Raw genomic sequence first — 26,376 nt, 5'->3', positions numbered from 1 at the left:
ATTATTGACCACGCTCAATGCCCGACAATAGCGGCTTTTCCGGTCCCGGCCTGCTCAGCGTTGCCGCTCCAGATCGGTCGCGGCGCGCACCCCAATCTACACTATGATCTCCAGTCGACTGGAGAGACGTCTATGCAGGCCCGTTGTTACGCGGAGAACTGGCCCCTGCGCACCTCTTTCGTGATCTCCCGCGGCGCCCGCAGCGAGGCGGAAGTCGTGGTGGTCGAAGTGGCGGGCCAGGGCGTTGCCGGGATCGGCGAGTGCACCCCCTATGCCCGCTACGGTGAGAGCCCGGCGTCGGTTATCGCGCAGCTGGAGCCGGTGCTGGCGCAGGTGGCCCGGGGGGTGACGCGGGCGCAGCTACAGCAATGGATGCCCGCGGGCGCCGCGCGCAACGCATTGGACTGCGCCCTGGTGGACTGGGAGTCCAAGTGCCGGGGAGCTGTTTTTACCGGTCCCGGGTCGCTGCCTACGGTACAGACTCTGGTCATCGATAGCCCGGAGGCCATGGCTGTGGCCGCTGCCGAGGCAGTGGCCGCGGGGGTAGGAGTGCTCAAGCTGAAGCTGGACGACCGGCTGGTGTGCGAGCGGGTCGCCGCGGTGCGCGATGCCGCGCCCGGTGCCCAACTGGTGATCGACGCCAACGAATCCTGGGCGGCGCGGGGCCTGGAGGCGCGCTGTCGGTTCCTGCGGGACCGGGGTGTGTCGATGCTGGAGCAGCCGTTGCCGGCGGATGGCGACCAGTTTCTGGAAACCTTTGCCCACCCGCTGCCAATCTGCGCCGACGAGAGCTGCCATACCCGCGCGGACCTGCCGCGACTGCGGGGCCGCTACGAGATGTTGAATATCAAGCTCGACAAGACCGGCGGTATCACCGAGGCCCTGGCGCTGGCCGAAGCGGGGCGGGCGCAAGGGTTCGAACTGATGCTGGGTTGTATGCTGTGCACGTCGCGGGCGATACGGGCGGCCTGGCCGCTGGGGGAAAAGGTGCGCTTTCTCGACCTGGATGGCCCCACCTGGTTGGCGAAGGACGTCGAGCCGCCACTGCGCTTCGTTGCCGGTCGGGTCTACTGGGACAGTGCCGCCGCCGGGCATTAGCGGCCGGTCCGAGAAATTCACTGCCAAAAAAAGATAACGCTAACACAAGTCTGGCCTTGCCCGGTGCTCCCCGGTTGACAGTCTTCTCATATCGTAATCAGATTGATTGGTAGCGCTACCAATTATTATGGCTGGCGACCTGTCGTGGTGCGGGTCGTTCGACGGCGGGTAGCGCTGTCACTTTATGGATTAATAATATAAATAGATGGGAGAAACATGCTAATGAAAGTCCTAATCAGGTTTACCCTGTTGCTGGCCGGCATTCTATCGGCGGCGCAGGCGTTTGCTTCATACAGCTGTAGCGTGGCTTCGAATGTCTGGGGCAGCGGCTACCAGTTGGACGTAACGGTGACCAATGACGGCCCGGCCAGTATCGATGGCTGGACAGTGCAGCTCGACTTCGGCGAGCCGGCCAATGTCACCAGCAGCTGGAATGTTGTCGAGAGCGGCGGCGATACCGTGACGCCCTCGTTCAGCAACTGCTGCGGCTGGAATGGCAGCCTGGCGCCGGGGCAGAGCGCCACTTTCGGCTTCCAGGGAACACACGACGGTAGCTTCAGTATGCCCAGCTGTTCCGGCAATGGCGGTCCGGGGGGCGGCAGCTCCTCCTCCAGTAGCTCTTCGAGTTCCGGCAGTTCCTCGAGCTCCTCCAGTTCCGGCGGTGGAACCAATACCATCCTGGTGCGCGCGATTGGCACCACCGGCACCGAATCCATCACTCTGGCGGTGGGTGGCACCCCGGTGCAGACCTGGACGCTGACCACTGCCATGATGGATTACTCGGCGACCACGGATCTGGGCGGTGAGGTCACGGTGGAGTTCACCAACGACAACGACGACGCCGACGTCCAGGTGGATTACATACAGGTCAACGGCGATATCCGCCAGGCCGAGGACCAGAGCGAGAACACCGGCGCCTGGGATGGTTCCTGCGGTGGAGGTTCATTCAGCGAGTGGCTGCACTGCAACGGCCTGATCAATTTCGGTCCTGTCTCCGGATCGGGCTCCTCGTCCAGTAGCAGCTCGAGCAGCAGCTCCAGTGGCGGTACTCTGCCCGGTTTCCACGTGGGCAATATCACCACCGGAGGCCAGGTCCGGTCCGACTTCATTCAGTACTGGGACCAGATTACGCCTGAGAATGAAGGCAAATGGGGCTCCGTGGAGGGCACCCGGGATGTCTACAACTGGGGCCCCCTGGATGCGGTGTACGATTACGCCCAGCAAAACAACATCCCGTTCAAGGCGCATACCCTGGTGTGGGGCAGCCAGGCCCCGGGCTGGATCGGAGGGCTCAGTCCCGCCGAGCAGCGGGCGGAAATCGAGGAGTGGATTCGCGACTTCTGTACGCGCTACCCGGATACGGCGATGATCGACGTGGTGAACGAGGCCACACCGGGTCACGCGCCGGCACAGTACGCGCAAAGCGCCTTTGGTAACGACTGGATCATCGAGTCTTTCCAACTGGCGCGGCAGTATTGCCCGAACGCCACCCTGATCCTGAACGACTACAATGTCCTGAGCTGGGACACCCAGGCGTTTATCCAGATGGCCACGCCCGCCGTCAACGCCGGGGTGGTGGATGCGATCGGTGTGCAGGCGCACGGTCTCGAGGGCTTTTCCGTGGCGGAGCTGGAGAGCAACCTGAACCAGGTGGCCGCGTTGGGACTGCCGATTTATGTCTCCGAGTATGACGTTGCGGAAACCAATGATCAGTTGCAGTTGCAGATCATGCAGGCGCAATTCCCCCTGTTCTACAACCATTCATCGGTGGCCGGGATCACGCTGTGGGGATATGTGGTCAATCGCACCTGGGTCACCGGCAGTGGCCTTATCCAGGAGAATGGTACCCCGCGTCCGGCCATGACCTGGCTGATGAACTACCTGGGTCGGTAACAATGATGTAACGATTTTCCCCCGGAGCCCCTGAATGGCTTGGGGGATATCCAGGAGAGACAGCGCCCCTGCAAAACAGAGGGGCGCTGTTTTTTTATGGGCGAAAGCATTTTTCCCGCGAAGGTCATTCACCGGTCCTGTTCCAGCAACTCGATCAGCGTCTCCAGGTAGTCCTCACTGGCGGCGTCGGCCGATACTGGTGGGAATTCCAGCGTGATGCAGGGCAGCTTGCGCTCCGAGCACCAGGTGCCGAAGGAGCCCGGTGTGGCATAACCCACATCGGTGACCAGCGGCAGTGCCAGGCGGCGCGACAGCCACTCGCCCAGTTCGCTGTTGTCCGGGTCCTCGACACAGGCCAGCGGCTCGTGGATCGTGACCGTCCAGCGTGGCTGCAGTTCGTCGATCAGCTGGCTGAGGGCCCGTGTTTCCGGTTCCGAGCCGGCCTCGCTGCCGGTGCCGAGCCGCACGTCGCGCTCCTCGGCGGCGCTGTTCCAGCGGTAGACAGTGCCCTCGGGCTGCCAGTTGCCGGTGGCGAAATTGCGGTTCAGGTCGACGCCGCGGGCGTTGGCGCGCAGCCCCAACTGGCAGCCGTCCGGGTTTACTGCCAGTATCACATGGTGGCGCAGGCGTTCCGCCGGCAGGGCGCGCAGGGCGCAGGACAGGGCCACCACTGCGGCCGACTCGTCGCCGTGGGTGCCGGCCATCACCAGGCCGTGGTCGTCGCCGCACTGGGCGGGGAAGTAGAGCAGGGGAGCACCGAGCTGCGATCGCCCGTACTGCAATTGGGGGTGGCAAAAATGGCCGCGTTCGGTGCGGGGTCGCAGTGTCGCCATCTCGATCTCCGGGCGTTTCGGGGCCGCCGTTTTTCCGTGTGTGTCCCGCAGGCCGCGAGATCTGCTGGACATCGGTTCCGGGAGCTTCTTAACATTGTTTTACACTGGGCGGGAGAACTTTCGTGGCCAGATCGCCACTAACTGTTTAGTGGGAGCCTCCACAGTGCGGTTGTCCGTATTTCGGGGCCCGCTCCAGTCATGAATTCTTCAATTGCATATTAGAAGGGATCAATAAGGGTAACAAACCGATGGTTACACGTTGTACACAGTTTGTGTTGACTCTCTGCCTTTTGATATCGGCATCCGCGTGCGCACGGGGATTGCCCGAGCTGACCGATCTGATTGAGCAGAACTCCCCGGCAGTGGTAAAAATCAATACCACGGATCGCCGCCAGGCCTCCCGCGGTGGCATACCGCCCCAGTACGGCCAGGAAATTCCGGATATCTTCCGCCACCTGCTGGAACCGCGCCGCCGCGAGCAGCGCCCGGTAGCCAGTATGGGCTCCGGCTTCATCATCTCCGACGACGGCTATGTGGTGACCAACAACCACGTGGTGGACGGGGCCGACGAGGTCACCGTGACGCTGACCGATCGCCGCGAGTTCAAGGCACAGGTAATCGGCACCGACGACAGCTCCGACTTGGCGCTGTTGAAAATCGATGCCGAGGACCTGCCGTCGCTGAAGTGGGGCGATTCCGACGACCTCAAGGTCGGTGAGTGGGTGGTGGCCATCGGCTCGCCGTTCGGTCTCGACTACTCGGCCAGTGCCGGTATCGTCAGTGCCATGGGCCGCAGTATCCCGAACGAGAGTCGCGAGAACTACGTACCCTTTATCCAGACGGACGTGGCCATCAACCCGGGCAACTCCGGCGGTCCGCTGTTCAACCTGAACGGCGAAGTCGTGGGGATCAACTCGCAGATCTATACCCGCAGCGGCGGCTCCATCGGCCTGTCCTTCGCCGTGCCCGCCAGCCTGGCCCGCGACGTGGTGGCCCAGTTGAAGGAGAAGGGCCGGGTGGACCGCGGCTGGCTGGGGGTCGGCATCCAGGATGTGGACCTGAACCTCGCCCGCGCCATGGGCCTGAACAAGCCCCACGGAGCACTGGTGGCGCAGGTGGAGGCCGGGGCACCGGCGGCTGAGGCCGGAATCCTGGCCGGCGATATCATCACTCGTTTCGACGGTCACAAGATTCGCGAGCAGGGCGATCTCCCGCACGTGGTCGGCCGCACCCGCCCGGGCAGTGAAGTCACCGTCGACCTGATGCGCAAGGGGCAGAACAAGAAGGTGCGCGTCACCGTCGGCGCCCTGCCCGGTAGCGACGAGTCCCACCAACTGGCCGGCGACGACAGGCCGTCCACCGACATCGGCGGCCGCCTGGGCCTGGTGGTCAGCGAGATCCCCGACCAACTGAAGCAGCGCCTGGGCGTGGATGATGGCGTGCTGGTCAAGCAGGTGGTGCCCGGCAAGCCGGGCGCCCAGGCCGGGCTGCGCAGCGGCGACATCATTGCCCAACTGGGCTTTGATGAGGTGGCCGATATGGACGACTACGAGCGGGTGGTCGACGCGCTGCCCGCGGGCGAGTTGCTGCCGATCCGCTTCTTCCGCGCCGGCCAGCCGACTTTCCGCACCATCCAGATAGACGAGGATTAACGCGGGGTTCGGAATGCGGAATGTGGAATAGGTGCGCAGCCTGCGCCCGGCCCCGGAGGGCCATTCCGCATTCCGCATTCATCATTCCGCATTTTTCCTGATAGACTTGCGCCACGTCGCCGGCATGCCTGTCGGCTAACAAACTGATTTTCAAAGGATTTCACCCCTCACGTGGCCACAGATCTCTCCCATATCCGCAATTTCTCCATCATTGCCCATATCGATCACGGCAAATCCACGCTGGCGGACCGCTTTATCCAGGTCTGCGGCGGGCTGACGGACCGCGAGATGGCCGAGCAGGTGCTGGACAGCATGGACCTGGAGCGGGAGCGGGGCATCACCATCAAGGCCCAGAGCGTGACCCTCGACTACAAGGCACGGGATGGCAAGACGTACCAGCTGAACTTTATTGATACCCCCGGGCACGTGGACTTCTCCTACGAGGTGTCCCGCTCCCTGGCGGCGTGCGAGGGCGCCCTGCTGGTGGTGGACGCGGCCCAGGGCGTGGAGGCCCAGTCGGTGGCCAACTGCTACACCGCGATCGAACAGGGCCTGGAGGTGATCCCGGTACTGAACAAGATGGACCTGCCACAGGCGGATCCGGACAAGGTGGCCGAGGAGATCGAGGACATCATCGGTATCGATGCCACCGAGGCCACCCGCTGCAGCGCCAAATCCGGCCTGGGCGTGGAGGATGTGCTCGAGGACCTGGTGCGCCTGGTACCGCCGCCGGAAGGCGACGTGAATGAGCCGCTGCAGGCGCTGATCATCGATTCCTGGTTCGATCCCTATCTGGGCGTGGTGTCGCTGGTGCGGGTGGTGCAGGGCACCCTGAAGGCCAAGGACAAGATCGTGACCAAATCCATCGGCCGCGCCCATGTGGTCGACAACGTCGGCATCTTCACGCCCAAGCGCCGGGAGACCGGCGTGCTGCGCGCTGGCGAGGTGGGTTTTGTGGTGGCCGGTATCAAGGACATCCACGGCGCGCCGGTGGGCGATACCCTGACCCACGCCAAGGGTGTCGAAGAGGTGCAGATGCTGCCGGGTTTCCAGAAAGTGAAGCCGCAGGTCTACGCCGGCCTTTTCCCGGTCAGCTCCGACGACTACGAGGCCTTCCGCGACGCGCTGGAGAAACTGTCCCTGAACGACGCCTCACTGTTCTTCGAGCCGGAGACTTCCGACGCCCTCGGCTTCGGTTTCCGCTGCGGTTTCCTGGGCATGCTGCACATGGAGATCATCCAGGAGCGGCTGGAGCGGGAGTACGATCTCGACCTGATCACCACGGCGCCCACCGTGGTCTACGAAGTAGAGCTGAACGACGGCACCGTGATGATCGTGGACAACCCGTCGCGCCTGCCGGAAGTGGGCTCCATCGCCGAGATGCGCGAGCCGATCGCCGAGGTCAACGTGCTGGTGCCACAGGAATACCTGGGCAATGTCATCACCCTGTGCGTGGAAAAGCGCGGTGTACAGAAAGACATGCAGTACGTGGGCAGCCAGGTGGCGCTGCGCTACGACCTGCCCATGAGCGAAGTGGTGATGGACTTCTTCGACCGGGTAAAATCCGTCAGCCGCGGCTTCGCCTCGCTGGATTACAGTTTTGTGCGTTTCGACGCGGCAAAGCTGGTGCGCCTGGATATTCTGATCAACGGCGACCGCGTCGACGCGCTGGCCCTGATCGTGCACCGCGACACGGCGCAGCAGAAGGGCCGCGCCATGGCGGAAAAAATGAAAGAGCTGATTCCGCGACAGATGTTCGATGTCGCCATCCAGGCGGCCATCGGCGGCCAGGTGGTGGCGCGCACCACGGTCAAGGCGCTGCGCAAGAATGTGACCGCCAAGTGCTATGGCGGCGACGTGACACGAAAGAAAAAACTGCTGGAAAAGCAGAAAGCCGGCAAGCGGCGCATGAAACAGCTGGGCCGCGTGGAAGTACCGCAGGAGGCCTTCCTGGCAGTGCTGAAAGTGGATCAATAGACAATGGGGCAATGATCAGTGATCCACATTCGCGGATCATGGATGGACGTTCTTTGTTGGTTGATCATTGTTAATTGATCATTGAGAAAAACATGGATATCAATTTCCCACTGATACTACTCTGGCTGGTGGTGATCACCGGTGCCATCTGGTTGCTGGACAGCCTGTTTCTCGCGCGCCGCCGCGAGTCGGATACCGCGGAGCCGGTGCTGGTTGAGTACGCCAAGTCGTTTTTCCCGGTACTGGCGATCGTCTTCATCCTGCGTTCCTTTGTGGTGGAGCCCTTCCAGATTCCGTCGCGCTCCATGGTGCCGACGCTGCAGGTGGGCGATTTTATCCTGGTGAACAAGTACGCCTACGGGCTGCGCCTGCCGGTATCCCGCACCAAGGTGGTGGACCTGGGCGAGCCGCAGCGGGGCGATGTGATGGTGTTCTTCCCGCCGCACATGAACGAAACCTATTTCATCAAGCGGGTGATCGGCCTGCCGGGTGACAAGATCGAGCTGAAGGACAACGTGCTCTATATCAACGGTGAGCGCGCACCCCAGCAATTGCTGCAGGCACTGCCGCCGGCGAATCCGCAGGTGGAGATCATGTGGGAGGAAATCTACGGCCGCCGGCACCTGATGGCCAAGCATGTCCGCGGCGGGGATTTCAGTAATTTCAGCACAACGGTGCCCGACGGGCACTATTTCATGATGGGCGACAACCGCGACAACAGCCTGGACAGCCGCAAGTGGGGCTTCGTACCCGAGCGCGATGTGGTGGGCAAGGCCTTCGCCATCTGGATGCACTGGGACGAACTGTTCAGCTTGCCCAGCTTCAGCCGCGTGGGCAAAATCGAATAATCCCTGACGGGCCGCGGCAAATACGTTGCAGCGGTCGCGAACGATAAGAAAACAGAGGACAGAACCATGGGTGGGCAAATCCGTTCTTCCCTGCGCAGCCAGCGAGGTATGAGTTATTGGGGCTGGCTGGGCATTGTGGCGATATTCGGCTTTATCCTGACCTGCGTGTCGAAGATGGGCCCGGCCTACATCGACGCCTACTATGTGGACGAGGGCCTGCGCACGCTGTCGGAAAACCCCGGCCTGCGGGATATGAGCCGTGGCGAAATCAAGAAAGAGCTGGACCGCTTCTTCCTGATCAACAATGTGCGCGGCCAGCCGACCGAGTCTGTGCAGATTATCCGCGGTGCCGACAGTATGCTGGTGAGCGTCGATTACGAACTGCGGCAGCCGCTGTTCTACAACGTGGATGTGATAATGAAATTCAACAAGCAGCTCAACACGGCCAAGGTCGAACTCTGCTGTGAGCCGCTGGTAGACCTGGAGCAATTCCGCAAACGTGACTGACCTGTTGCTGGACCGGCTGAGCCAGCGGCTTGGCCACACCTTTGCGCGCCGGGACCTGCTGGAACTGGCGCTGACCCACCGTTCCCACGGCAGCCGCAACAACGAGCGGCTGGAATTCCTCGGCGACTCGATACTCGGTTTCACCATCGGCGCGGCGCTGTTCGAACAGTTCCCTCTGGGGCGCGAGGGCCAGTTGAGCCGGTTGCGGGCGCAGCTGGTCAGCGGCGAGACGCTGGCCGAGCTGGCCCGGGAAATGAAGCTGGGCGACTGTCTGCGCCTGGGCGAGGGCGAGATGAAAAGCGGCGGTTTCCGCCGCGCCTCCATCCTGGCCGATGCGGTGGAGGCACTGATCGGTGCCATCTACCTCGACGCGGGCCTGGAGCGCGCGCGCGAGCGGATTCTGGACTGGTATGCCCGGCGGCTGCAGAACCTCTCCCTCGAGACCGCCAAGGATCCCAAGACCCGCCTGCAGGAGTGGCTGCAGGCGCGCCAGAGGCCGCTGCCGGAGTACCACGTGGTGGATGTCGGCGGCGCCGAGCACGCACAGAAATTTATCGTCGAGTGCCGGGTCGAGGGCCTCAACAGCCCGGTGCGCGGCGAGGCCGGCAGCCGCCGCGCGGCGGAAAAGGCCGCCGCCACTGAAGCCTACAACCGCCTCACCGGGCAGCGCTGAGTCTATTATTGCCCGGATACCGCGGGCCAATTTCGGAGAACTTCTTGAACGAACAAGCCACCAGTCGCTGCGGCTATGTCGCCATTGTCGGCCGGCCCAATGTGGGCAAGTCCACGCTGCTGAACCACCTGCTGGGGCAGAAGCTGGCGATCACCTCGCGCAAGCCCCAGACCACCCGCCACAACATGCTGGGTATCAAGACGCAGGGCCCCAACCAGATTGTGTTCGTCGACACGCCGGGGTTGCACGCGGATGCCGACAAGGCCATCAACCGCTACATGAACCGCGCCGCCAAGAGCGCTGTGCGGGACGTGGATGTGGTGGTGTTCGTGGTCGAGCGCACCCGCTGGACCGAGGGCGACCAGTTGGTGGCGGACAAGTTGCGCGGCTTCAGGGGGCCGCTGGTCATCGCCGTCAACAAGGTGGACCAACTGGACAACAAGGGCGAACTGCTGCCGCAACTGCAGGCGCTGGCGGAACAGCACCCGCAGGCGGAAATCGTCCCCATCTCCGCTCTGCGCGGCGTCAACCTGGATGTCCTGGAAGATGTCATTGTGCAGAGGTTGCCGGAGGGGCAGCACTTCTTCCCCGAAGACCAGATTACCGACCGCAGCTCGCGCTTCCTGGCCGCCGAAATCGTGCGCGAGAAGGTCATGCGCCAGTTGGGCGCCGAAGTGCCCTACCAGGTCACGGTGGAAGTGGAGGAGTTTGCCCAGGACGGCCCGATACTGCACATCAGCGCCGCCATCTTGGTGGAGCGCTCCGGGCAGAAGCGGATGATCATCGGCAACAAGGGCGAGCGCATCAAGCAGATCGGCAGCCAGGCGCGCCAGGATATGGAGCGGCTGTTCGACAGCAAGGTGATGCTCAACCTGTGGGTCAAGGTCAAGTCCGGCTGGTCCGACGACGAGCGCGCACTGCGCAGCCTCGGTTACCGGGACGACTGAGCCGACCGACAGGGGATTCCGAAGGTGGAGACCACTGATCACAACCCCGCAACAGGAGTGCGCCGTGCCCGCTGCAGCTGCGGCGCCACCGTCTACCTGCAACTGGATAGCGAGCCGGCCCCGATCGGTGTGCCGGTGGGCGCTTTCGCCGATCCGGAGTTTCCCGGCCCGCCGGCCTCTATCCACGAGAGCCATCGCCACCACTGGGTGACGCTCCCGGACGATATCGGGCATTTGCCGTAATGGCGGGGCCATCGATGTCACAGCCGCAAACGCCCCTGGAACCCGCCTATATCCTGCACTCGCGCCCCTACCGGGACTCGAGCCTGATCCTGGAACTGCTGACCCCGGAGCGCGGTCGCATTGGCTGTGTGGCGCGCGGTGCGCGGCGCGACAAGCAGCGTCGCCAGCACTCGCTGCAACCCTTTTCGCCGCTGTTGGTCTCGCTGCTGGGGCGCGGCGACCTGAAAACCCTGGGCCCGGTGGAAAATGCCGGTGCGTCGCTGTGGCTGAAAGGGCGCGCCGTCTACGCGGGGCTCTATGCCAACGAGCTGCTGGTGCGGCTGTTGCCGGTGGGCGAGGCCCAGTACGCGGTGTTCGCCGCCTACCAGACATTGCTGCAGTCCCTGGCCGCGCTCGATGGCGGCAGTTCGGAGCAGCTCGAAGCGCCCCTGCGGCGCTTCGAGTTGCAGTTGCTGTACCAGCTCGGCAGCTGCCCCGAGCTGGGGTATTGTGCGGCAACGGAGGGGCCGGTGCGCGCCGACGGCAGCTACCGGCTGGAGAGTGAAACCGGTTTTGTGCCGGTGGTGCGGCGGGAGGATGCGCGCTATGGTGTCGGCGAATTTGCCGGCGCAGAGTTGCTGGCGCTGGCGCGGGCCGTCGACAGCGGCGAAATGGCCGCGGCGCTGCTGCCCGCGGCCAAGCGCCTGACGCGGCTGCTGCTGGCGCCGCTGCTGGGCGACAGGCCGCTGCAGAGCCGCGAATTGTTCAGACAGGTGTACCGGAAACAATGATCGTCAGTATCGGCACGGATATCTGCAGTTACACCCGCGTGGAGGCGGCCTGGCGGCGTTTCGGCGACCGTTTTGTCGAGCGGGTACTGTGTGGGAACGAGCGCGCGGCCTTCGCCGGCCTGGCGATCCCGAATCGCGCCGCCTACCTGTGCAAGCGCTTCGCTGCCAAGGAGGCGCTGGGCAAGGCCCTTGGGACCGGTATCGGCGCCGGTATTTCCTGGCAGCATATCGAGGTGCGCCGCCGCCGCGGGCAGGGGCCAGAGGTGTTCCTGAGCGGCGAGGCGCGCGCGCGCGCGGAACGTATGGGCGTGGAGCGTATCCACCTGACACTGTCCGACGAGAAGGACTTTGCGCTGGCGTTCGTGATCTTCGAGGGGGGCTAGTGGTCCATGCGGAAAGTTGTGTAACTGTTCGCGTCGCCAAAGCGCCCAGCTCTGCGTTGAGAAAGCTTGAAATAGAACCACTATTCCTGCGCTTTTATTCCTGCGCTTTCTCGCCTTGATCTGAACACTTTGGCTGTGCTCCTTAGTCACCAAACTTTCCGCATGGACCACTAGGTCAGGAATTCCCCGCGGACTCCAGGCCGAACAGTGCGTCCAGGTTCTGCTCCGAGGCCCACTCCCGCAGCGCGCGGATTTCCCGCGCGGTGTCATCCACCAGTTTCCGGTCGATTTCCGCCGCACTGTCGCCCTGCAGCGGTCGCAGGTATTCCTGTAACCTGGCGGTGGCGTCGCGCAGGCGCGGCACGCCGCAATAGCAGCAGCCGCCATGCATCCGGTGCACCAGTTCGAACAGCGCCCTGTGGTCGCCGGTCTCGCGCAGGCGCTTCAGTTCCTGCTCGTCCTGGACCAGCCCCTTGATCAGCATCTGCAGCATGTCGCGGGCCAGGCCGGCGTCGTTGTTGCTCAGGTTGAGGCTGTCCCCTATATCCACCAGTCGCGATCCGCTGCGCTCCGCCTCCGCTGGCGGCGCAGCCGGGGCCAGGATCTTCATCCAGCGCTTGATCATGTGGTTCAGCTGGGCTTCGCTGACCGGTTTGCTGAGATAGTCGTCGAGGCCGGCGGACAGCAGGCGCGCTTTCTCCTCGGCGCCGGCGTGGGCGGTCAGGGCGATGATCGGGATGCGGCCGCGGCTCTCCAGCTCGCGAATCCGGCGGGTGGCCTCGATACCGTCCATGTCCGGCATCTGGATATCCATGAAGATCAGGTCGAAGGATTCCCGCCGCCAGCGCTCGATGGCCTCTTCACCGCTGGCAGCGGAGACCACCTCGATACCCTGGCCGCGCAGCAGTTCGCAGACCAGCAGGCGGTTGGCCTCGTGGTCGTCCACCGCCAGCACCCGCGGTGCCGCCGGCCAGGGCAGGGCCGGGTGGGTGCCACTGGGGCGACTCTGGCCATGGTTGGGTGCGGTCCGCTTGACCGCGCGCAGGAGGCTGTCCCGGGTCACCGGTTTGCCGAGGAAGGTCAGGGCCCGCGTGCGCAGTTGCTCGTAACAGCGGCGCAGTTCGACCGGCGAGCCCTGGATGATGGTGCGACACTGGTAGGTGTCCACCAACTGTTGCACCGTGCCGATAAACTGCTCGAAGTCGCCGCCGGCGATGGCGGTGTCGATGATTACCGCATCCGGCAGTGCGTCGTGCCGCCACATCTGTTCGATGGCCGGCTGCAGGGTACTGGTATCGCCGAGCTCCACTGGTTCCACCTGCCAGAACTTCAGCAACTGGGCCACCTGCATGCGGGTCATGCGGTTGGGGTCGGCGATCAGGATACGGCAGCCGGGGAACCGGTCGCGGGTGGGCAGGGTGCGATTGCGCTCCAGCAACAGCGGCAGGTGTACCCAGAAGGTGGAGCCTCCGCCGGGCGCCTCGTCGATGCCGATGCGGCCGCGCATGCGCTCGATCAGGCTGCGGGCGATGGCCAGGCCCAGGCCGTTGCCGCTGATCTGCTGGCTCTGTGGCTGTTTCTTGCTTTCCAGCAGCTGTCGCAGCTCGCGGCGGCCCTGTTCATCGATGCGGTTGCCCAGGTCGGTGACGCTGATGCGCACCAGCAATTCCGAATCCTTGCCGCTCTGCACGCTCATGCGCACCGGGATATTGCCGTCGGCAGAGCTGCGCACGGCGTTGCCGACCAGGTTGGTGAGGATCTGCTTGATGCGCAGCGGGTCGCCGATCAGGGTGTCGGGCAGTTGACTGTCGATCAGCGGCACCAGCTCCAGGCGCTGTTCGTAGGCGAACGGGGCCAGAATCTGCAGGGTTTCCTCGAGTAGCTGGCCCGGGTTCATGGGGATGTGGTCCAGCACCAGGTTGCCGGATTCGATGCGCGAGAAATCCAGGATGTCATTGATGGTGGTGAGCAGGTTTTCCGACGAGCGCAGGATCGTCTGCAGGTAATCCCGCTGCAGCTCGTCCACCTCGGTTTTCAGCAGCAGGTTGGTGAAACCGATGATGCCGTTCAGCGGCGTGCGGATCTCGTGGCTGGTGTTGGCGAGGAAGTTGGATTTGACCCGGCTCGCCTCCAGTGCCTTCTTGCGCGCCAGATCCAGCTCGATATTCTGCTCTTCCATGCTGTCGAGGGACTGGCGCAGGTCTTCCATGGACTGCAGCAGGCTGGATTTGTACTCCTGCTGGTAACAGGCCAGGTTCTCGGCCATGCGGTTGATCTGCTCGCCGAGGTGATTGGTCTCGCGGGTCTCCGTCTCCTCTATCCGGATGTCGAACTGGCCGTCCCCGATCCGCTCCAGTTTGTTGCCGATCCGGGCGAGGCTGCGGGCAAAGCGTTCGGAGATGAAGGTGGACCAGACCAGGGCGCCCAGGGTGCAGATGATCGCCGCCAGCAGCCCCACCAGCAGTACCTGGTAGATACCGATGATGAAATAGGGGCGGTGCAGCTCGATACTGATCCAGCAGTGGATCTCTTCATCCTGCAGCGGGTGCAACACGAGCAGGTTGCCATGCTTGTTGAAGACCAGGGTATCGCGACCGTGGAGTTCGTCGGCACCGACAACGGTGCGCGGTCGCGGGCCGACACCCACCAGCTTTTTGAGTCCGGTCGCCGGGTCCGGCTGCTCGTCCTGTGTGGTGTAGATATGTACCGAGCGCACCATGTCTTTTTCCAGCATCAGGGTCAGGAGACTGTGGCGCAGCCATTCCAGGCGCATCTCGTTGGGATGCCCGCCGGAGAGTTCGAGCAGGGCCGCCAGCTGTTCCGCGCTGGCGCGGCCGTGGGCCAGCAGCAGCTGGCGGCGGTCGTGCATCTGTTGCAGGGAGAACACAATCGCCAGTACCAGCGCAAGCACCAGGGCAGGAGCCAGGGTAAAGCGAAACAGGATGGCCCGCAGTGAGCGCAGGTGCGGCGGTGGATCCTGAAGCGGCGCGGGGGGCGGTGAGGCGGCCATGGCAAATATCGGTTCTGGTCGGGAGCGTTATTTTTGTTCGATTCTACTCCTCTGTGCAGTATATGTAACCAACGGCTATATGGGCGTCTGGATTCGCGCCGGCGGCGCCGGGCGGGTAGAATAGCGCACCGTTTTAGTCAGGATCTGGATGGAGCATGGATTACCCCACGATTGCCGACTGTGTGGGCAATACCCCACTGGTACGCCTGCAGCGCCTGCCGGGAGAGACAAGCAACACTGTTCTGCTCAAGCTGGAGGGGAACAACCCCGCCGGTTCGGTCAAGGACCGCCCGGCCCTGTCGATGATCCAGCGCGCCGAGGCCCGCGGCCAGATCAACCCCGGCGATACGCTGATCGAGGCCACCAGCGGCAATACCGGTATCGCCCTGGCGATGGCGGCGGCGATCAAGGGCTATCGCATGATCCTGATCATGCCCGAGAGCGCCACCGACGAACGCAAGGCGGCCATGACGGCCTATGGCGCCGAGCTGATCCTGGTCAGCGCCGAAGCCGGCATGGAAGGCGCACGCGATCTGGCATTGCAAATGCAGGAGGAAGGGCGGGGCCTGGTGTTGAACCAGTTTGCCAACGACGACAACCCGCGCGCCCACTACGAGGGCACCGGCCCGGAGATCTGGCGCCAGACCGGCGGTCGCATCACCCATTTCGTCTCCTCCATGGGCACCACCGGCACCATCATGGGCTGCGGCCGCTATCTGAAGGAACAGAATCCAGGGGTGCAGATCGTCGGCCTGCAGCCCACCGAGGGCTCCAGTATCCCCGGTATCCGCCGCTGGCCGCGGGAATACCTGCCGGAAATTTTCGTGCCCGGGGAAGTGGACCGGGTGATCGATATGGAACAGCGGGAAGCGGAAGAGATGGCGCGCCGCCTGGCGCGGGAAGAGGGCATCTTTGCCGGCGTCTCCTCCGGCGGTGCCGTGGCGGGAGCACTGCGGCTGTCGGCGGAAGTGGAGAATGCCACCATCGTCGCCATCGTCTGTGACCGCGGCGATCGCTACCTGTCATCTGGATTGTTTGATGAATAGCACAATGGTCCATCACCCTTTGTCGCATGTAAGAGAATCCGGCGGCGGCCCTGCTACCGCTGGCTGTTCGTGAGACACACAGTGAATACCTCCATGTACGCTCGCAATCGACATCCCTGTCTCATACGGTCCCACGAACAGCCAGCGGCATCAGGACCTTCGCATCGGTTCCGCAGTTTTTTCCCGGAGCCTGAGGGGCGGTAATCAATGGTTCAAGTCAGAAAACACCACTCTGTCGGCGCCGATGGCGAGCTGGATCTGGAATCCTGGCTGCGCCACGTGCAGACGCTGGCCAATCTCGACGGCGGCGCACTGGTGACCCTGCGCCGCGCCGCGGAGATGAGCGCGGAGGCGGAGACGCGGGCCATTGCCGCGGAAAATATCTGGGCCGAGGGCGCCAGCAGTTTTGCCACCGGCCTGGAGATGGCCGAGATTCTCGCCGACCTGCAGATAGACGCCGAGGCGCTGATCGCCGCGGTGCTCTACCGCGCGGTGCGGGAAAAGCGCTTGGAGCTGAAGACTGTCGAGGAGACGTTCGGCAAGAAAGTTGCCAAGCTGATCCGCGGCGTGCTGCGCATGGCCGCGATCCGCAGCCGCAGCGCCGACACCGGTGACGAGCGCCAGGGCACCGCGGTGGAGGAGCACTCGGAAAATATCCGCCGCATGCTGGTGGCACTGGTGGACGATGTGCGCGTGGCGCTGATCAAGCTGGCCGAGCGCACCTGTGCGATCCGTGCGGCCAAGAATGCCGAGCCGGCCAAGAAACGCCGCGTCGCGCGGGAGGTGGCCGACGTCTACGCGCCGCTGGCCCACCGGCTGGGTATCGGCCATATCAAGTGGGAACTCGAGGATCTGTCGTTCCGCTACCTGGAGCCGGACGACTATATGCAGATCGCAAAGCTGCTCGACGAGAAGCGGCTGGCGCGGCAGCACTATATCGAGGAAGTCCAGCAGTTGCTGCGGGACGAACTGGGACGCGCGGATATCGAAGGCGAGGTCTACGGCCGCGCGAAACATATCTACAGTATCTGGCGCAAGATGCGCCGCAAGAACATCGGCTTTTCCCAGGTTTACGACATTCGCGCGGTGCGCATCCTGGTGCCCACGGTGCGCGATTGCTACGCGGTGCTGGGTATCGTGCACAACCTGTGGCGCAATATTCCCAACGAATTCGACGATTACATCGCTTCGCCGAAAGAGAACGGCTACCGCTCGCTGCACACCGCGGTGATCGGCCCGGAACGCAAGGTGCTGGAGGTGCAGATCCGCACTTTCGCCATGCACGAGGAGGCCGAGTACGGGGTCTGCGCCCACTGGCGCTACAAGGGTACCGATGAGAAATCGGATGGCCAGGACAGCTACGAGCAGAAGATCTCCTGGCTGCGCCAGGTGCTCGACTGGCACGAGGAGGTGGGTGGCAACCCGCTGCAGGACGACCTGCGCTCCAGCGAGGCGGACAGCCGCATCTACGTATTCACCCCGGATGGTCACGTGGTGGACCTGCCCCGCGGCGCCACGCCGCTGGATTTTGCCTACAAGATCCACACCGAGATTGGCCACCGCTGCCGCGGCGCCAAGGTGGATGGCCGCATAGTGCCGCTCAACTGTGAGCTGCAGACCGCCAACCAGGTCGAGATCCTGACCGGCAGGCGCGAGTCGCCGAGCCGCGACTGGCTCTCTGCCGGCATGGGCTACATCACCACCTCGCGCGCCCGCGCCAAGATCATCCACTGGTTCAAGCAACAGGCCCGCGACCAGAATGTCGCCGATGGCCGCAGTATTCTCGACGGCGAGTTCAAGCAGCTGGCGCTGATCGATTTCGATTTCGAAAAGCTCGCCGCGAAACTGAACATGCACTCGCTGGACGACCTGTACGCGGCCGTGGGCGCCGGGGATATCGGCGTCGGCCAGGTGTTGAATGCGGCCCAGCGCATGGTCAAGGTGGAGCGGGTGGACGCCGAACCGTCGCTGACCGCGTCAGTGGCCCGCGGCGAGGGCAAGGCGGATGTCTATATCGACGGTGTCGGCAACCTGATGACCCATATCGCCCGCTGCTGCAACCCGGTGCCGGGGGACGAGATCATGGGCTATATCACCCTCGGCCGCGGCGTCTCCATTCACCGCAAGGACTGCGCCAATATGCTGCGCATGCAGGCGGAGGAATACGAGCGCGTGCTGCAGGTGGAATGGGCGCAGAAACCGAAGGAACTCTACGCCGTGGAGATCATGATCGAGGCCTATGACCGCCACGGCCTGCTGCGCGACATCACCGCCATGCTCGACAGCCAGCGCATCAATATCACCGCCATGCAGACCCGCTCCAACAAGCACAAGCACACGGTGGACATGGTGCTCACCGCCGAGGTGCACGGCTTCGAGGAACTGAGCCGCGTGCTGCACCGTATCAACCAGCTGCCCAACGTGGCATCGGCCAAGCGGCGGATACTGCATTGATACTCGGGACTCGGGACTCGGGACTCGGGACTCGGGACTCGGGACTCGGGACTCGGGACTCGGGACTCGGGACTCGGGACTCGGGAGCGCGGAGCTCCAGGCCCGCGTAGGGTGCGCTGTGCGCACCAGCTGAACTGTCGGTGCGCAGGGCGCACCCTACGGAGAAGGAAACACTGTGCAAGATAAGCAGTACACAATCGAAGACCTGCTCCACCTGATGGCCCGGTTGCGCAACCCCGACGGCGGCTGCCCCTGGGACCTGAAGCAGGATTTCTCCACCATCGTTCCCTCCACCATCGAGGAGGCCTACGAGGTGGCCGAAGCGATCGAGACGGAGGATTTCGAGCACCTGCACGAGGAGCTCGGCGACCTGTTGTTCCAGGTCATCTTCTACGCCCAGTTGGGCCGGGAAGAGGGCCACTTCGATTTTGCCCGCATCGTCGACACCCTGGTGCGCAAGCTGGTGCGCCGCCATCCGCATGTTTTCCCCAGTGGCGGGCTCTATGGCGATAACAGCGGCGGAGCCATCGACGAAGCCCGCGTGAAGCAGAACTGGGAGGCGATCAAGGCCGGTGAGCGCGGCGCCAAGGGCGAATCGGGCACCCTGGATGGCGTGGCCCCCGGGCTGCCCGGCCTGACCCGCGCCGTAAAGCTGCAGAAGCGCGCCTCCCGCGTGGGATTCGACTGGCCGGACATCAGTGGCGTGCTGGACAAGATCGAAGAGGAACTGGCCGAGCTGCGCGAGGCGGTCGCCGCCGGCGACCGCGAGCACGCCGCCGGGGAGTTGGGGGACCTGCTGTTTTCCTGCGCCAACGCCGCGCGCCACCTCGAGGTGGACCCGGAAACGGTACTGAGGGGCTGCAACCGCAAGTTTGAGCGGCGTTTCGGTGTGGTGGAGGCCGAATTGGGAAAAACGGGCCGCTCGCCCGAGGACGCCGGACTCGATGAGATGGACAGGCTGTGGGAGCGCGCCAAGGAAGGGGAGTAAGGCCTCCTGTCCGCAGGGATCTGTCACCGCTGCCCGCAATCTCAGCGGGGTGCGATCAAGGTGTTTTCACACTGCCCCGTCTTTTCGAATTCCGCCACATTGCCGAGGGTCGTTCGCGTGATATTGGTCATCGCCTCGCGGGTAAAAAAGCCCTGGTGGCCGGTGATCAGCACATTGTTGAAGGTCAGGAGCCGCGCGAATATATCGTCGCTGAGCACCGTGTCCGAATGGTCCTCGAAAAACAGGCTGTCCTCCTCCTCGTAGACATCCATTCCCAGGTAGCCGATTTTGCCTGACTTGAGCCCGCGGATAATGGCGGCGGTATCGATGACGGCGCCGCGGGATGTATTGATCAGGCAGACGCCGTCTCGCATTTGGGCGATCGCGTCGCTATCGATCAGGTGGCGGGTTTCGGGCAGCAGTGGACAGTGCAGGGAAATGATGTCCGATTGGCGACAGAGTGTCTGTAGCGGTACATAGCGCATGCCCAGATGGCGGCACTCGGCGTTTTCCACCGGGTCGACCCCCAGCAATTCGCAGCCGAACCCGTGCATGATACGGCTGAATACGGTGCCGATTTTGCCGGTCCCCACCACGCCCACGGTTTTGCCGTGCAGGTCGAAACCCATCAGGCCCTCCAGGGAAAAGTTGCCCTCTCGCACGCGCGCATGGGCGCGCACGATGCGCCGGACCAGGCCGAGGGTCAGGGCCGCCGCGTGCTCCGCCACGGCATAGGGAGAGTAGCCGGGAACATTGGCGACCAGGATGCCCAGCTTATTGGCTGTGGCAATGTCCACATGATTGAAACCCGCCGAGCGCAGCGCCAGCATCTTCACGCCCCGGTCGCGCATGCTTTCCAGCAGCGGCTCCTGCACCGGGTCGTTGACGAAGATACAGATGGCCGGCGCATCGCCGGCCAGGACCAGGGTATCGCGATCCAGGTGGGTGTCGATATACAGCAGTTCGTGGCCGAACTTGCGGTTGAAGCGATCGAAATAGCGCTTGTCGTAGTTGCGGGCGTTGTAGACGGCGATCTTCATCGTGTTGGTCATATTTTCAGCAATATACAGGGAAGCATAGTCGCCGCAGCGACCCGCGGCAGGCGGTGGGCAGGGGGCTGCAGGCCGCGTATAACCTTGCCCCCCAGTGGGGCAACGTGTAAGGTAGCGCTCTTTTCATGCGGCGGGGATTGACACGCCGGCATAATCTGGAGGCATTCTGACCATGCGAATCATTCTCTTGGGGGCGCCGGGGGCCGGCAAGGGCACTCAGGCACAGTTCATTACAGAGAAATTCGGCATCCCGCAGATCTCCACCGGCGATATGCTGCGCGCCGCGGTCAAGGCGGGAACCCCGCTGGGTCTGCAGGCCAAGGACGTCATGGAAGCGGGTAAACTGGTCTCCGATGACCTGATCATTGCGCTGGTGAAAGAGCGCATCTCCCAGCCGGATTGTGTCAATGGCTTCCTGTTCGATGGTTTCCCCCGCACCATTCCCCAGGCACAGGCGCTGCTGGATGCGGATGTCCGCATCGACCATGTGCTGGAAATCGCCGTGGACGACGAGGAAATCGTCAAGCGCCTGTCCGGCCGCCGGGTACACGAGGGCTCCGGGCGCGTATACCACGTCGATTACAACCCGCCAAAGCAGGAAGGTGCCGACGACGTTACCGGTGAACCGCTGGTGCAGCGCAGCGACGATACCGAGGAAACCGTGCGCAACCGCCTGGCGGTGTACCACGAGCAGACCGAGCCGCTGGTCGGGTTTTACCGCGAACTGGCCGAGCGCGCCCCTGAAACCGCCCCCAGATGCAGCAAGGTGATCGGTGTCGGAACCATGGACGATATTCGCGAGAAGGTATTTGCTGCGCTGTCCTGATCTGCTCCTGTCGCCGGATCGTATAAGAGGCTCCCGAATGGGGGCCTTTTTTATGTCTGCTATTGTTCCGTGCAATTGGTGGCTTGCGAAGCGAACAGGTACCATCTGGGCCTGTCAGTAAACGGGGATTGTTTCATGTCGACAGCGGTAATTTTGATGAATCTGGGGACGCCGGCGGAACCGACGGCCCCCGGGGTGCGGCAGTTTCTGCGCGACTTTCTCTCGGATCCCCGGGTGGTGGAAATTCCCCGCCCGCTGTGGCTGGCGATCCTGCACGGCCTGGTATTGCCGCTGCGACCGGGCAGAATCGCTCCCGCCTATCGCGAAATCTGGGGGCGAAGTGCGGATGGGGAGGCGGTGGAAGGCTCGCCGATACTCCACTACACCCAGCGGCAGGCGGAATTGCTCCAGCAACGCCTGGCGGGCACGCGACCGGATATTACCGTGACTTACGCCATGACCTACGGCAAGCCGGACCTCGATTCGGTTGTTCACCGCCTGCGCCGTCAGGGCTTTGAATCCTTCCTGGTATTGCCCCTCTATCCGCAGTACTCGGCCACCACCACCGCCGCAATCTACGACCGGGTGGCGCGGATCTATCGCAGCTACCGCGATGTACCGGACATTTCCCTGGTGCACGACTACTATCGCCATCCTTTATATATCCGCGCGCTGGCCGATTCGGTGCGCGAACTCTGGGACAGAGAAGGCCGGGCGGAGAAGCTGTTGCTGTCCTTCCACGGTATTCCCAAGGCCAATGTGACCAAAGGCGATCCCTACTACCGCCAGTGCAATGAAACGGCCGAACACCTGGCCGCCGAACTGGGCCTGGACAGGGATTGCTGGCAGGTGAGTTTCCAGTCCCGTTTCGGCAAGGCGGAATGGTTGCAGCCCTATACGGATAAAACCTTGATCGAGTGGGGGAAAAAAGGGCTGGCCAGTGTCGATGTCATCTGCCCGGCCTTCGCCGCCGATTGCCTGGAAACGCTGGAAGAAATTTCTGTGGAGAATCGCGCTAATTTTGTCGACGCGGGAGGGGGGCAATATCGATATATTCCCGCCCTGAATGCGCGCGCCGACCATATCGAGATGCTGGCGGCCATTGTCGGGGAAAAATTGCCGGTAAAAGCGCAGCTTTAATGCGCCGCATTTTTGCCTCTACCGTACCCGAAAATGGAAATTTCGGGCGGTTTGTCAAAAAAACACACTTTTTTGTAAAAAAATCCTTTCTTTTTGGCCTTTTTTCTTGCAAAGCGGGTGTTTTTTATTAACTTTGGTAAAGTCGTATCGTTTTAAACGTTATGGCTTGCTCTGAACTTGCAGTATGACCGCCCCCGGGAGGTCTTTCTTCAGCAGCAAATCGGCAATATCGCCAGGGAAGTTGTTCCGCAACACTGCGAGGGGCACTGGAGGCGACCACCGTATCCATTCTGCGGAGTACACCAGCGGTTAAGGGTGATGAGTAGATGGATAGACGAGCAGCAAAGGGTGCCGGGGGTCGATAGTCACTGGCTACCCGGGCAGTTGTTGTGAAGCAGCTTCGACACACTTTTGAGTTTGCAGAGGTAGTTCTACAACTCAGAGAGGAGACAAGGGATGGCACGAGTAGCGAAGAAGAAAGCGCGCAGCAAACGCGCTGCCAAGGCGAAAGCTCCGGTAGCGGTTTCTCCGGCAGTGAACAAGACGCAGAAGGCCGTGGATTCGGCGACCAAGTCGCTGGACGCCCAGCTCGATCGCGTCGCCAAGGCGCGGGCGCGGGTGCAGAAAAGCAATACTGCAGCCGCGAAACAGGCACTGACCAACGCGAACGCCAAGGCGAAGGATTTACGCGCCAAAGTGGCGTCGGCAAAACAGGACCTGGCCAAAGCCAAGGCGATGGACACCGTTCGCCAGGCGGAGGAGGCAGCCAAGCAGAAAATTGCCGATCTCGCGGACAGTCTTTCCAGCAAGGCCGAAAAGGACCTGTCATCGGCGATGAAAGCGTTCGAGTCGCGCTGGAAGAAAAATCGCGCCAAGGCCGATGCGAAAAAGCTGAAGACTGCAGAGCGGAAGGCTGAGAGCAAGGTCAAGGCCGCCGCCAAGAAAGCGACTGCCAAGGCCAAGGCGCTGGACAAGAAGGCCGCAGCCAAAGCCAAGGCAGATGCCAAAAAGGCGGCCAAGAAAAAGGCCGGTCGTCCGAAGAAGTCTGCCGCCAAGAAGAGCGCTGCGAAGAAGAGCACCGCCAGGAAAAGCACGGTCAAGAAGTCGGCCCGCCGCGGGCGCCCACCGAAGAAGCAGACGGTAGGCAAGAAGACGGCGGCCAGGAAAACGGCCAAGCGCCGCGGTCGCCCGCCGAAGAAACGCTGATTTTACCGATCGGCACACGAAGCCCCGGTTCTGCCGGGGCTTTTTCGTTGCCGAAGCAGCGCCCGATCGGGCCAGCTCCCGCACTGATACATGACTCGCCCGGCCGACCGTGACACAATTCGCCCCCACCGAGTTGTAGAAACGAGTGACGCTGTGAAGATTCTCGCCCTGGATACCACCTCCGGAGCCTGTTCCGTAGCCCTTTACTGCGATGGCCGGATGACGGAGCAGTTCGTCGAGGCGGAACGGGACCACACCCGCCGCCTGTTGCCGATGGTCGACCGCGTGCTCGGCGATGCGGGCCTGGGGCTCGCCGGGCTGGATGCGCTGGCGGTCAGCCGCGGTCCCGGCTCCTTTACCGGCCTGCGCATCGCCATCAGTTGTACCCAAGGGCTGGCCTTTGCCGCGGACAGGCCGGTGGTGCCCGTTTCCAGCCTGGCCGCACTCGCCGCCGGGGCCCGGCGGGCGCACCCTGAGTGGCGGGGCGGCGCCATCGCCGCGGCCCTGGATGCGCGCATGCAACAGCTCTATTGGGGCGTGTACGGCGCGGAGACACCCAATGCCAGCCTGTTGCCGGAATCGGTACAGGATCCGGCGCAGGCGGCGCAGTTGTTGGGCGAACCCGGCCTGCCGCAGCCGCTGTACGGTGCCGGCCCCGGCTGGCACTATCTCGCGGACGATGCAGTGCCGCTGGCGCAAACCGACCTGAAGGCAGCGATTCACGCGCGGGATATTGCCGAGCTGGCCCTGCCGCTGTTGCAGGGCGGTGCCGCCGTCGCGGCCGAGGAGCTCGAGCCCCTCTACCTGCGCAACGAAGTGACCTGGAAAAAACGACAGAAAATCCGCGCGCGATAACCCATTCATGGACATTCTTCAGATAATCTTCCTGGCCCTGACCCAGGGCCTCACCGAGTTTCTGCCCATCTCCAGCTCGGCCCACCTGATCCTGCCCTCCGAGGTCCTGGGCTGGCCCGACCAGGGGCTGGCCTTCGATGTCGCGGTGCATTTCGGTTCGCTGGTGGCTGTGGTGTTCTATTTCCGCCACGACGTCTGGGCCCTGATCCGCGACGGCCTGGGGGGCTTTGCCAGTGGCGACTTCAGCGACGACGGGCGCCTGGCCTGGTTGATCGTGCTGGCTACCATTCCCGCGGGGCTGGCCGGGCTCGCCTTCCAGGGCTTTATCGAGACGGAACTGCGCTCCGCGGCAGTGATTGCCGCCACCACCATCGGTTTCGGCCTGCTGCTCTGGTGGGCGGATGTGCGCGGTGTGCGCACCCGGACACTGGCGGACCTGGACTGGAAAAAGGCGCTGTTGATCGGCGTCGCCCAGGCGGTGGCCCTGATTCCGGGGACTTCCCGCTCCGGTATTACCATGACCGCGGGGCTGATGCTGGGCATGAAACGCGAAGCCGCCGCGCGCTTCTCTTTCCTGATGTCGATTCCGATCATCGCGCTCAGCGCCATACTGCTGACCTATGAACTGGTGACACAACGGGGGCCGGTTCCCTGGGAGGATATTCTGCTGGGCACACTGTTGTCGGGGATCAGTGCCTATCTCTGCATTCATTTTTTCCTGCAATTTATCAGTCGTATCGGCATGGCGCCTTTCGCTATCTATCGCCTGATACTCGGCGCGGCGCTGATCTGGATGCTGGTGGGATAATTGTCGGGACTCGGGACTCGGGACTCGGGACTCGGGACTCGGGACTCGGGACTCGGGACTCGGGACTCGGGACTCGGGACTCGGGACTCGGGACTCGGGACTCGGGACTCGGGACTCGGGACTTCAATGGTGCGCACGGCGCACCCTACGACTACGACTACGACCCGGAGCAGGCTGAAAGCCAGAAAGAATAGCGCCCCTCTCTCATTGGGAGAGGGGCCGGGGGAGAGGGCGCCCGACCGCGCCACTGAACTAGAGATAAGGAGCAACCAAATGGCAACCGTCGCATTTCTAGGCCTGGGCATAATGGGCTACCCGATGGCTGGCTACCTCGCCAAAGCCGGCCACGCGGTACGCGTTTACAACCGCACCGCCAGCCGCGCGCAACAGTGGCTGGGCGACTACGCCGGCGAGGCCTTCGACACACCCGCGGAGGCGGTCCGCGGCGCTGAATTCGTATTTGCCTGCGTCGGCAACGACAACGACCTGCGCCAGGTGGTGGCGGGAGAGCAGGGTGCTTTCGAGGGGATGGAAAGCGGGGCGCTGTTCGTTGATCACACCACCGCCTCCGCCGACGTCGCGCGTGAACTGGCCGCCATCGGGGCGGATAAGGGCATCGGCTTTCTCGACGCCCCCATCTCCGGCGGCCAGGCGGGCGCCGAGAACGGCGTGTTGACCGTCATGGTTGGCGGCGAAGAGACGGATTTCGAGCGCGCCCGCCCGCTGATCGACTGCTATGCGCGGGCAGTGAACCTGCTCGGCCCGGTGGGCAGCGGCCAGCTGTGCAAAATGGTCAACCAGATCTGTATCGCCGGCGTGGTGCAGGGGTTGGCCGAGGGGCTGCACTTCGCCAGGGCCGCGGGCCTGGATGCGGAGCAGGTGGTCGAGGTGATTTCCAAGGGCGCGGCGCAGAGCTGGCAGATGGAAAACCGCCATAAAACCATGCTCGCCGGCGAATACGAGCACGGTTTTGCCGTGGACTGGATGCGCAAGGACCTGGCCATCGTACTAGACGAAGCGCAGCGCAATGGCGCGCTGTTGCCGGTGACGGCGCTGGTGGACCAGTTCTACAGCGAGGTACAGGCGCTGGGCGGCGGCCGCTGGGACACCTCCAGCCTGCTGGCGCGGCTGACCAACCTGCGCTCTTTCGACTGAATCCCGGTTTCC

Annotated in this window: 23 protein-coding genes; 20 read left to right on the top strand and 3 right to left on the bottom strand. The window is 63.4% G+C overall.

What is annotated here, in order from left to right:
* Nucleotides 1-132 precede the first annotated feature (132 nt).
* The gene (gene ycjG, locus MWN76_RS15840) at nt 133-1,098 is read left to right on the top strand and encodes an L-Ala-D/L-Glu epimerase (protein WP_250462940.1); all 966 of its coding nucleotides are present in this window, start codon (nt 133-135) and stop codon (nt 1,096-1,098) included.
* A 222-nt stretch (nt 1,099-1,320) separates the two neighbouring features.
* Complete coding sequence (locus MWN76_RS15835; RefSeq protein WP_250462937.1) at nt 1,321-2,991, top strand: endo-1,4-beta-xylanase; 1,671 nt, start codon at nt 1,321-1,323, stop codon at nt 2,989-2,991.
* A gap of 128 nt (nt 2,992-3,119) precedes the next feature.
* On the opposite strand, the gene mpaA is transcribed toward MWN76_RS15835, so the two are convergent.
* The gene (gene mpaA, locus MWN76_RS15830) at nt 3,120-3,824 is read right to left on the bottom strand and encodes a murein tripeptide amidase MpaA (RefSeq protein WP_250462934.1); all 705 of its coding nucleotides are present in this window, start codon (nt 3,822-3,824) and stop codon (nt 3,120-3,122) included.
* A 248-nt stretch (nt 3,825-4,072) separates the two neighbouring features.
* Between mpaA and MWN76_RS15825 the strand changes: the two genes are divergently transcribed.
* From MWN76_RS15825 to acpS, 9 genes are all read left to right on the top strand, one after another.
* On the top strand, nt 4,073-5,476 hold the full coding sequence (locus MWN76_RS15825) for a Do family serine endopeptidase (protein ID WP_284500581.1): 1,404 nt from the start codon (nt 4,073-4,075) through the stop codon (nt 5,474-5,476).
* A gap of 171 nt (nt 5,477-5,647) precedes the next feature.
* Nucleotides 5,648-7,453, top strand: coding sequence for a translation elongation factor 4 (gene lepA, locus MWN76_RS15820; protein WP_250462929.1), 1,806 nt, complete (start codon nt 5,648-5,650; stop codon nt 7,451-7,453).
* A 92-nt stretch (nt 7,454-7,545) separates the two neighbouring features.
* The gene (gene lepB / locus MWN76_RS15815) at nt 7,546-8,301 is read left to right on the top strand and encodes a signal peptidase I (RefSeq protein WP_250462926.1); all 756 of its coding nucleotides are present in this window, start codon (nt 7,546-7,548) and stop codon (nt 8,299-8,301) included.
* A 66-nt stretch (nt 8,302-8,367) separates the two neighbouring features.
* Entirely contained in the window at nt 8,368-8,808 is a 441-nt protein-coding gene (locus MWN76_RS15810; protein ID WP_250462923.1) for a DUF4845 domain-containing protein, read from the top strand.
* Nucleotides 8,801-9,481 carry a ribonuclease III gene (rnc, locus tag MWN76_RS15805; RefSeq protein WP_250462920.1) on the top strand — a complete coding sequence of 227 codons (681 nt, stop codon included), beginning with the start codon at nt 8,801-8,803 and terminating at the stop codon, nt 9,479-9,481. Before MWN76_RS15810 ends, rnc begins: the two co-directional genes overlap by 8 nt.
* Before the next feature lie 44 nt (nt 9,482-9,525).
* Nucleotides 9,526-10,428 (top strand): GTPase Era, encoded by a 903-nt coding sequence (gene era / locus MWN76_RS15800; protein WP_250462917.1) that lies wholly within the window; start codon nt 9,526-9,528, stop codon nt 10,426-10,428.
* Between the two features lie 24 nt (nt 10,429-10,452).
* The gene (locus tag MWN76_RS15795) at nt 10,453-10,671 is read left to right on the top strand and encodes a GFA family protein (RefSeq protein ID WP_250462914.1); all 219 of its coding nucleotides are present in this window, start codon (nt 10,453-10,455) and stop codon (nt 10,669-10,671) included.
* 14 nt (nt 10,672-10,685) lie between these two features.
* Nucleotides 10,686-11,441, top strand: coding sequence for a DNA repair protein RecO (recO, locus tag MWN76_RS15790; protein WP_250462912.1), 756 nt, complete (start codon nt 10,686-10,688; stop codon nt 11,439-11,441).
* A complete protein-coding gene (gene acpS / locus MWN76_RS15785; protein ID WP_250462910.1) occupies nt 11,438-11,824 on the top strand; it encodes a holo-ACP synthase in 387 nt (128 codons plus the stop codon). Before recO ends, acpS begins: the two co-directional genes overlap by 4 nt.
* A gap of 175 nt (nt 11,825-11,999) precedes the next feature.
* On the opposite strand, the gene MWN76_RS15780 is transcribed toward acpS, so the two are convergent.
* The gene (locus tag MWN76_RS15780) at nt 12,000-14,834 is read right to left on the bottom strand and encodes a response regulator (RefSeq protein WP_250462907.1); all 2,835 of its coding nucleotides are present in this window, start codon (nt 14,832-14,834) and stop codon (nt 12,000-12,002) included.
* 155 nt (nt 14,835-14,989) lie between these two features.
* Here MWN76_RS15780 and cysM point away from each other — a divergent pair, with 155 nt between their 5' ends.
* From cysM to mazG, 3 genes are all read left to right on the top strand, one after another.
* On the top strand, nt 14,990-15,880 hold the full coding sequence (gene cysM, locus MWN76_RS15775) for a cysteine synthase CysM (RefSeq protein ID WP_250462904.1): 891 nt from the start codon (nt 14,990-14,992) through the stop codon (nt 15,878-15,880).
* Between the two features lie 207 nt (nt 15,881-16,087).
* Nucleotides 16,088-18,334 (top strand): GTP diphosphokinase, encoded by a 2,247-nt coding sequence (gene relA, locus MWN76_RS15770; RefSeq protein WP_250462902.1) that lies wholly within the window; start codon nt 16,088-16,090, stop codon nt 18,332-18,334.
* Nucleotides 18,335-18,509: 175 nt separating this feature from the next.
* Nucleotides 18,510-19,322, top strand: a complete 813-nt coding sequence (mazG, locus tag MWN76_RS15765; RefSeq protein WP_250462900.1) for a nucleoside triphosphate pyrophosphohydrolase — start codon at nt 18,510-18,512, stop codon at nt 19,320-19,322.
* Nucleotides 19,323-19,363: 41 nt separating this feature from the next.
* On the opposite strand, the gene MWN76_RS15760 is transcribed toward mazG, so the two are convergent.
* Nucleotides 19,364-20,374 (bottom strand): 2-hydroxyacid dehydrogenase, encoded by a 1,011-nt coding sequence (locus tag MWN76_RS15760; RefSeq protein ID WP_250462897.1) that lies wholly within the window; start codon nt 20,372-20,374, stop codon nt 19,364-19,366.
* A 172-nt stretch (nt 20,375-20,546) separates the two neighbouring features.
* Here MWN76_RS15760 and adk point away from each other — a divergent pair, with 172 nt between their 5' ends.
* The 6 genes from adk to MWN76_RS15730 all read left to right on the top strand — a co-directional run bounded on the left by adk (nt 20,547) and on the right by MWN76_RS15730 (nt 26,364).
* Nucleotides 20,547-21,200: an adenylate kinase gene (gene adk / locus MWN76_RS15755; RefSeq protein ID WP_250462895.1), complete on the top strand. Its 654-nt coding sequence runs from the start codon at nt 20,547-20,549 to the stop codon at nt 21,198-21,200.
* 135 nt (nt 21,201-21,335) lie between these two features.
* Nucleotides 21,336-22,340, top strand: coding sequence for a ferrochelatase (hemH, locus tag MWN76_RS15750; RefSeq protein ID WP_284500579.1), 1,005 nt, complete (start codon nt 21,336-21,338; stop codon nt 22,338-22,340).
* 456 nt (nt 22,341-22,796) lie between these two features.
* A complete protein-coding gene (locus MWN76_RS15745; RefSeq protein ID WP_250462891.1) occupies nt 22,797-23,546 on the top strand; it encodes an aldehyde dehydrogenase family protein in 750 nt (249 codons plus the stop codon).
* A 153-nt stretch (nt 23,547-23,699) separates the two neighbouring features.
* Nucleotides 23,700-24,401: a tRNA (adenosine(37)-N6)-threonylcarbamoyltransferase complex dimerization subunit type 1 TsaB gene (tsaB, locus tag MWN76_RS15740; RefSeq protein WP_250462889.1), complete on the top strand. Its 702-nt coding sequence runs from the start codon at nt 23,700-23,702 to the stop codon at nt 24,399-24,401.
* A gap of 7 nt (nt 24,402-24,408) precedes the next feature.
* Nucleotides 24,409-25,209, top strand: a complete 801-nt coding sequence (locus MWN76_RS15735; protein ID WP_250462887.1) for an undecaprenyl-diphosphate phosphatase — start codon at nt 24,409-24,411, stop codon at nt 25,207-25,209.
* 273 nt (nt 25,210-25,482) lie between these two features.
* Entirely contained in the window at nt 25,483-26,364 is an 882-nt protein-coding gene (locus tag MWN76_RS15730; protein ID WP_250462884.1) for an NAD(P)-dependent oxidoreductase, read from the top strand.
* Nucleotides 26,365-26,376: the final 12 nt, after the last annotated feature.

Source organism: Microbulbifer litoralis (assembly GCF_023634065.1).
Lineage (GTDB): Bacteria > Pseudomonadota > Gammaproteobacteria > Pseudomonadales > Cellvibrionaceae > Microbulbifer > Microbulbifer litoralis.
Note: the sequence above shows the minus strand (reverse complement) of the source record. Positions and strands in the feature narration are given on the sequence as shown.

Coding starts and splice junctions, on each gene's coding strand:
- ycjG (WP_250462940.1), top strand. CDS start 133: ATGCAGGCCCGTTGTTACGCGGAGAACTGGCCCCTGCGCACCTCTTTC.
- MWN76_RS15835 (WP_250462937.1), top strand. CDS start 1,321: ATGAAAGTCCTAATCAGGTTTACCCTGTTGCTGGCCGGCATTCTATCG.
- mpaA (WP_250462934.1), bottom strand. CDS start 3,824: ATGGCGACACTGCGACCCCGCACCGAACGCGGCCATTTTTGCCACCCC.
- MWN76_RS15825 (WP_284500581.1), top strand. CDS start 4,073: ATGGTTACACGTTGTACACAGTTTGTGTTGACTCTCTGCCTTTTGATA.
- lepB (WP_250462926.1), top strand. CDS start 7,546: ATGGATATCAATTTCCCACTGATACTACTCTGGCTGGTGGTGATCACC.
- MWN76_RS15810 (WP_250462923.1), top strand. CDS start 8,368: ATGGGTGGGCAAATCCGTTCTTCCCTGCGCAGCCAGCGAGGTATGAGT.
- recO (WP_250462912.1), top strand. CDS start 10,686: ATGTCACAGCCGCAAACGCCCCTGGAACCCGCCTATATCCTGCACTCG.
- acpS (WP_250462910.1), top strand. CDS start 11,438: ATGATCGTCAGTATCGGCACGGATATCTGCAGTTACACCCGCGTGGAG.
- MWN76_RS15780 (WP_250462907.1), bottom strand. CDS start 14,834: ATGGCCGCCTCACCGCCCCCCGCGCCGCTTCAGGATCCACCGCCGCAC.
- cysM (WP_250462904.1), top strand. CDS start 14,990: ATGGATTACCCCACGATTGCCGACTGTGTGGGCAATACCCCACTGGTA.
- relA (WP_250462902.1), top strand. CDS start 16,088: ATGGTTCAAGTCAGAAAACACCACTCTGTCGGCGCCGATGGCGAGCTG.
- MWN76_RS15760 (WP_250462897.1), bottom strand. CDS start 20,374: ATGACCAACACGATGAAGATCGCCGTCTACAACGCCCGCAACTACGAC.
- adk (WP_250462895.1), top strand. CDS start 20,547: ATGCGAATCATTCTCTTGGGGGCGCCGGGGGCCGGCAAGGGCACTCAG.
- hemH (WP_284500579.1), top strand. CDS start 21,336: ATGTCGACAGCGGTAATTTTGATGAATCTGGGGACGCCGGCGGAACCG.
- MWN76_RS15745 (WP_250462891.1), top strand. CDS start 22,797: ATGGCACGAGTAGCGAAGAAGAAAGCGCGCAGCAAACGCGCTGCCAAG.
- MWN76_RS15735 (WP_250462887.1), top strand. CDS start 24,409: ATGGACATTCTTCAGATAATCTTCCTGGCCCTGACCCAGGGCCTCACC.
- MWN76_RS15730 (WP_250462884.1), top strand. CDS start 25,483: ATGGCAACCGTCGCATTTCTAGGCCTGGGCATAATGGGCTACCCGATG.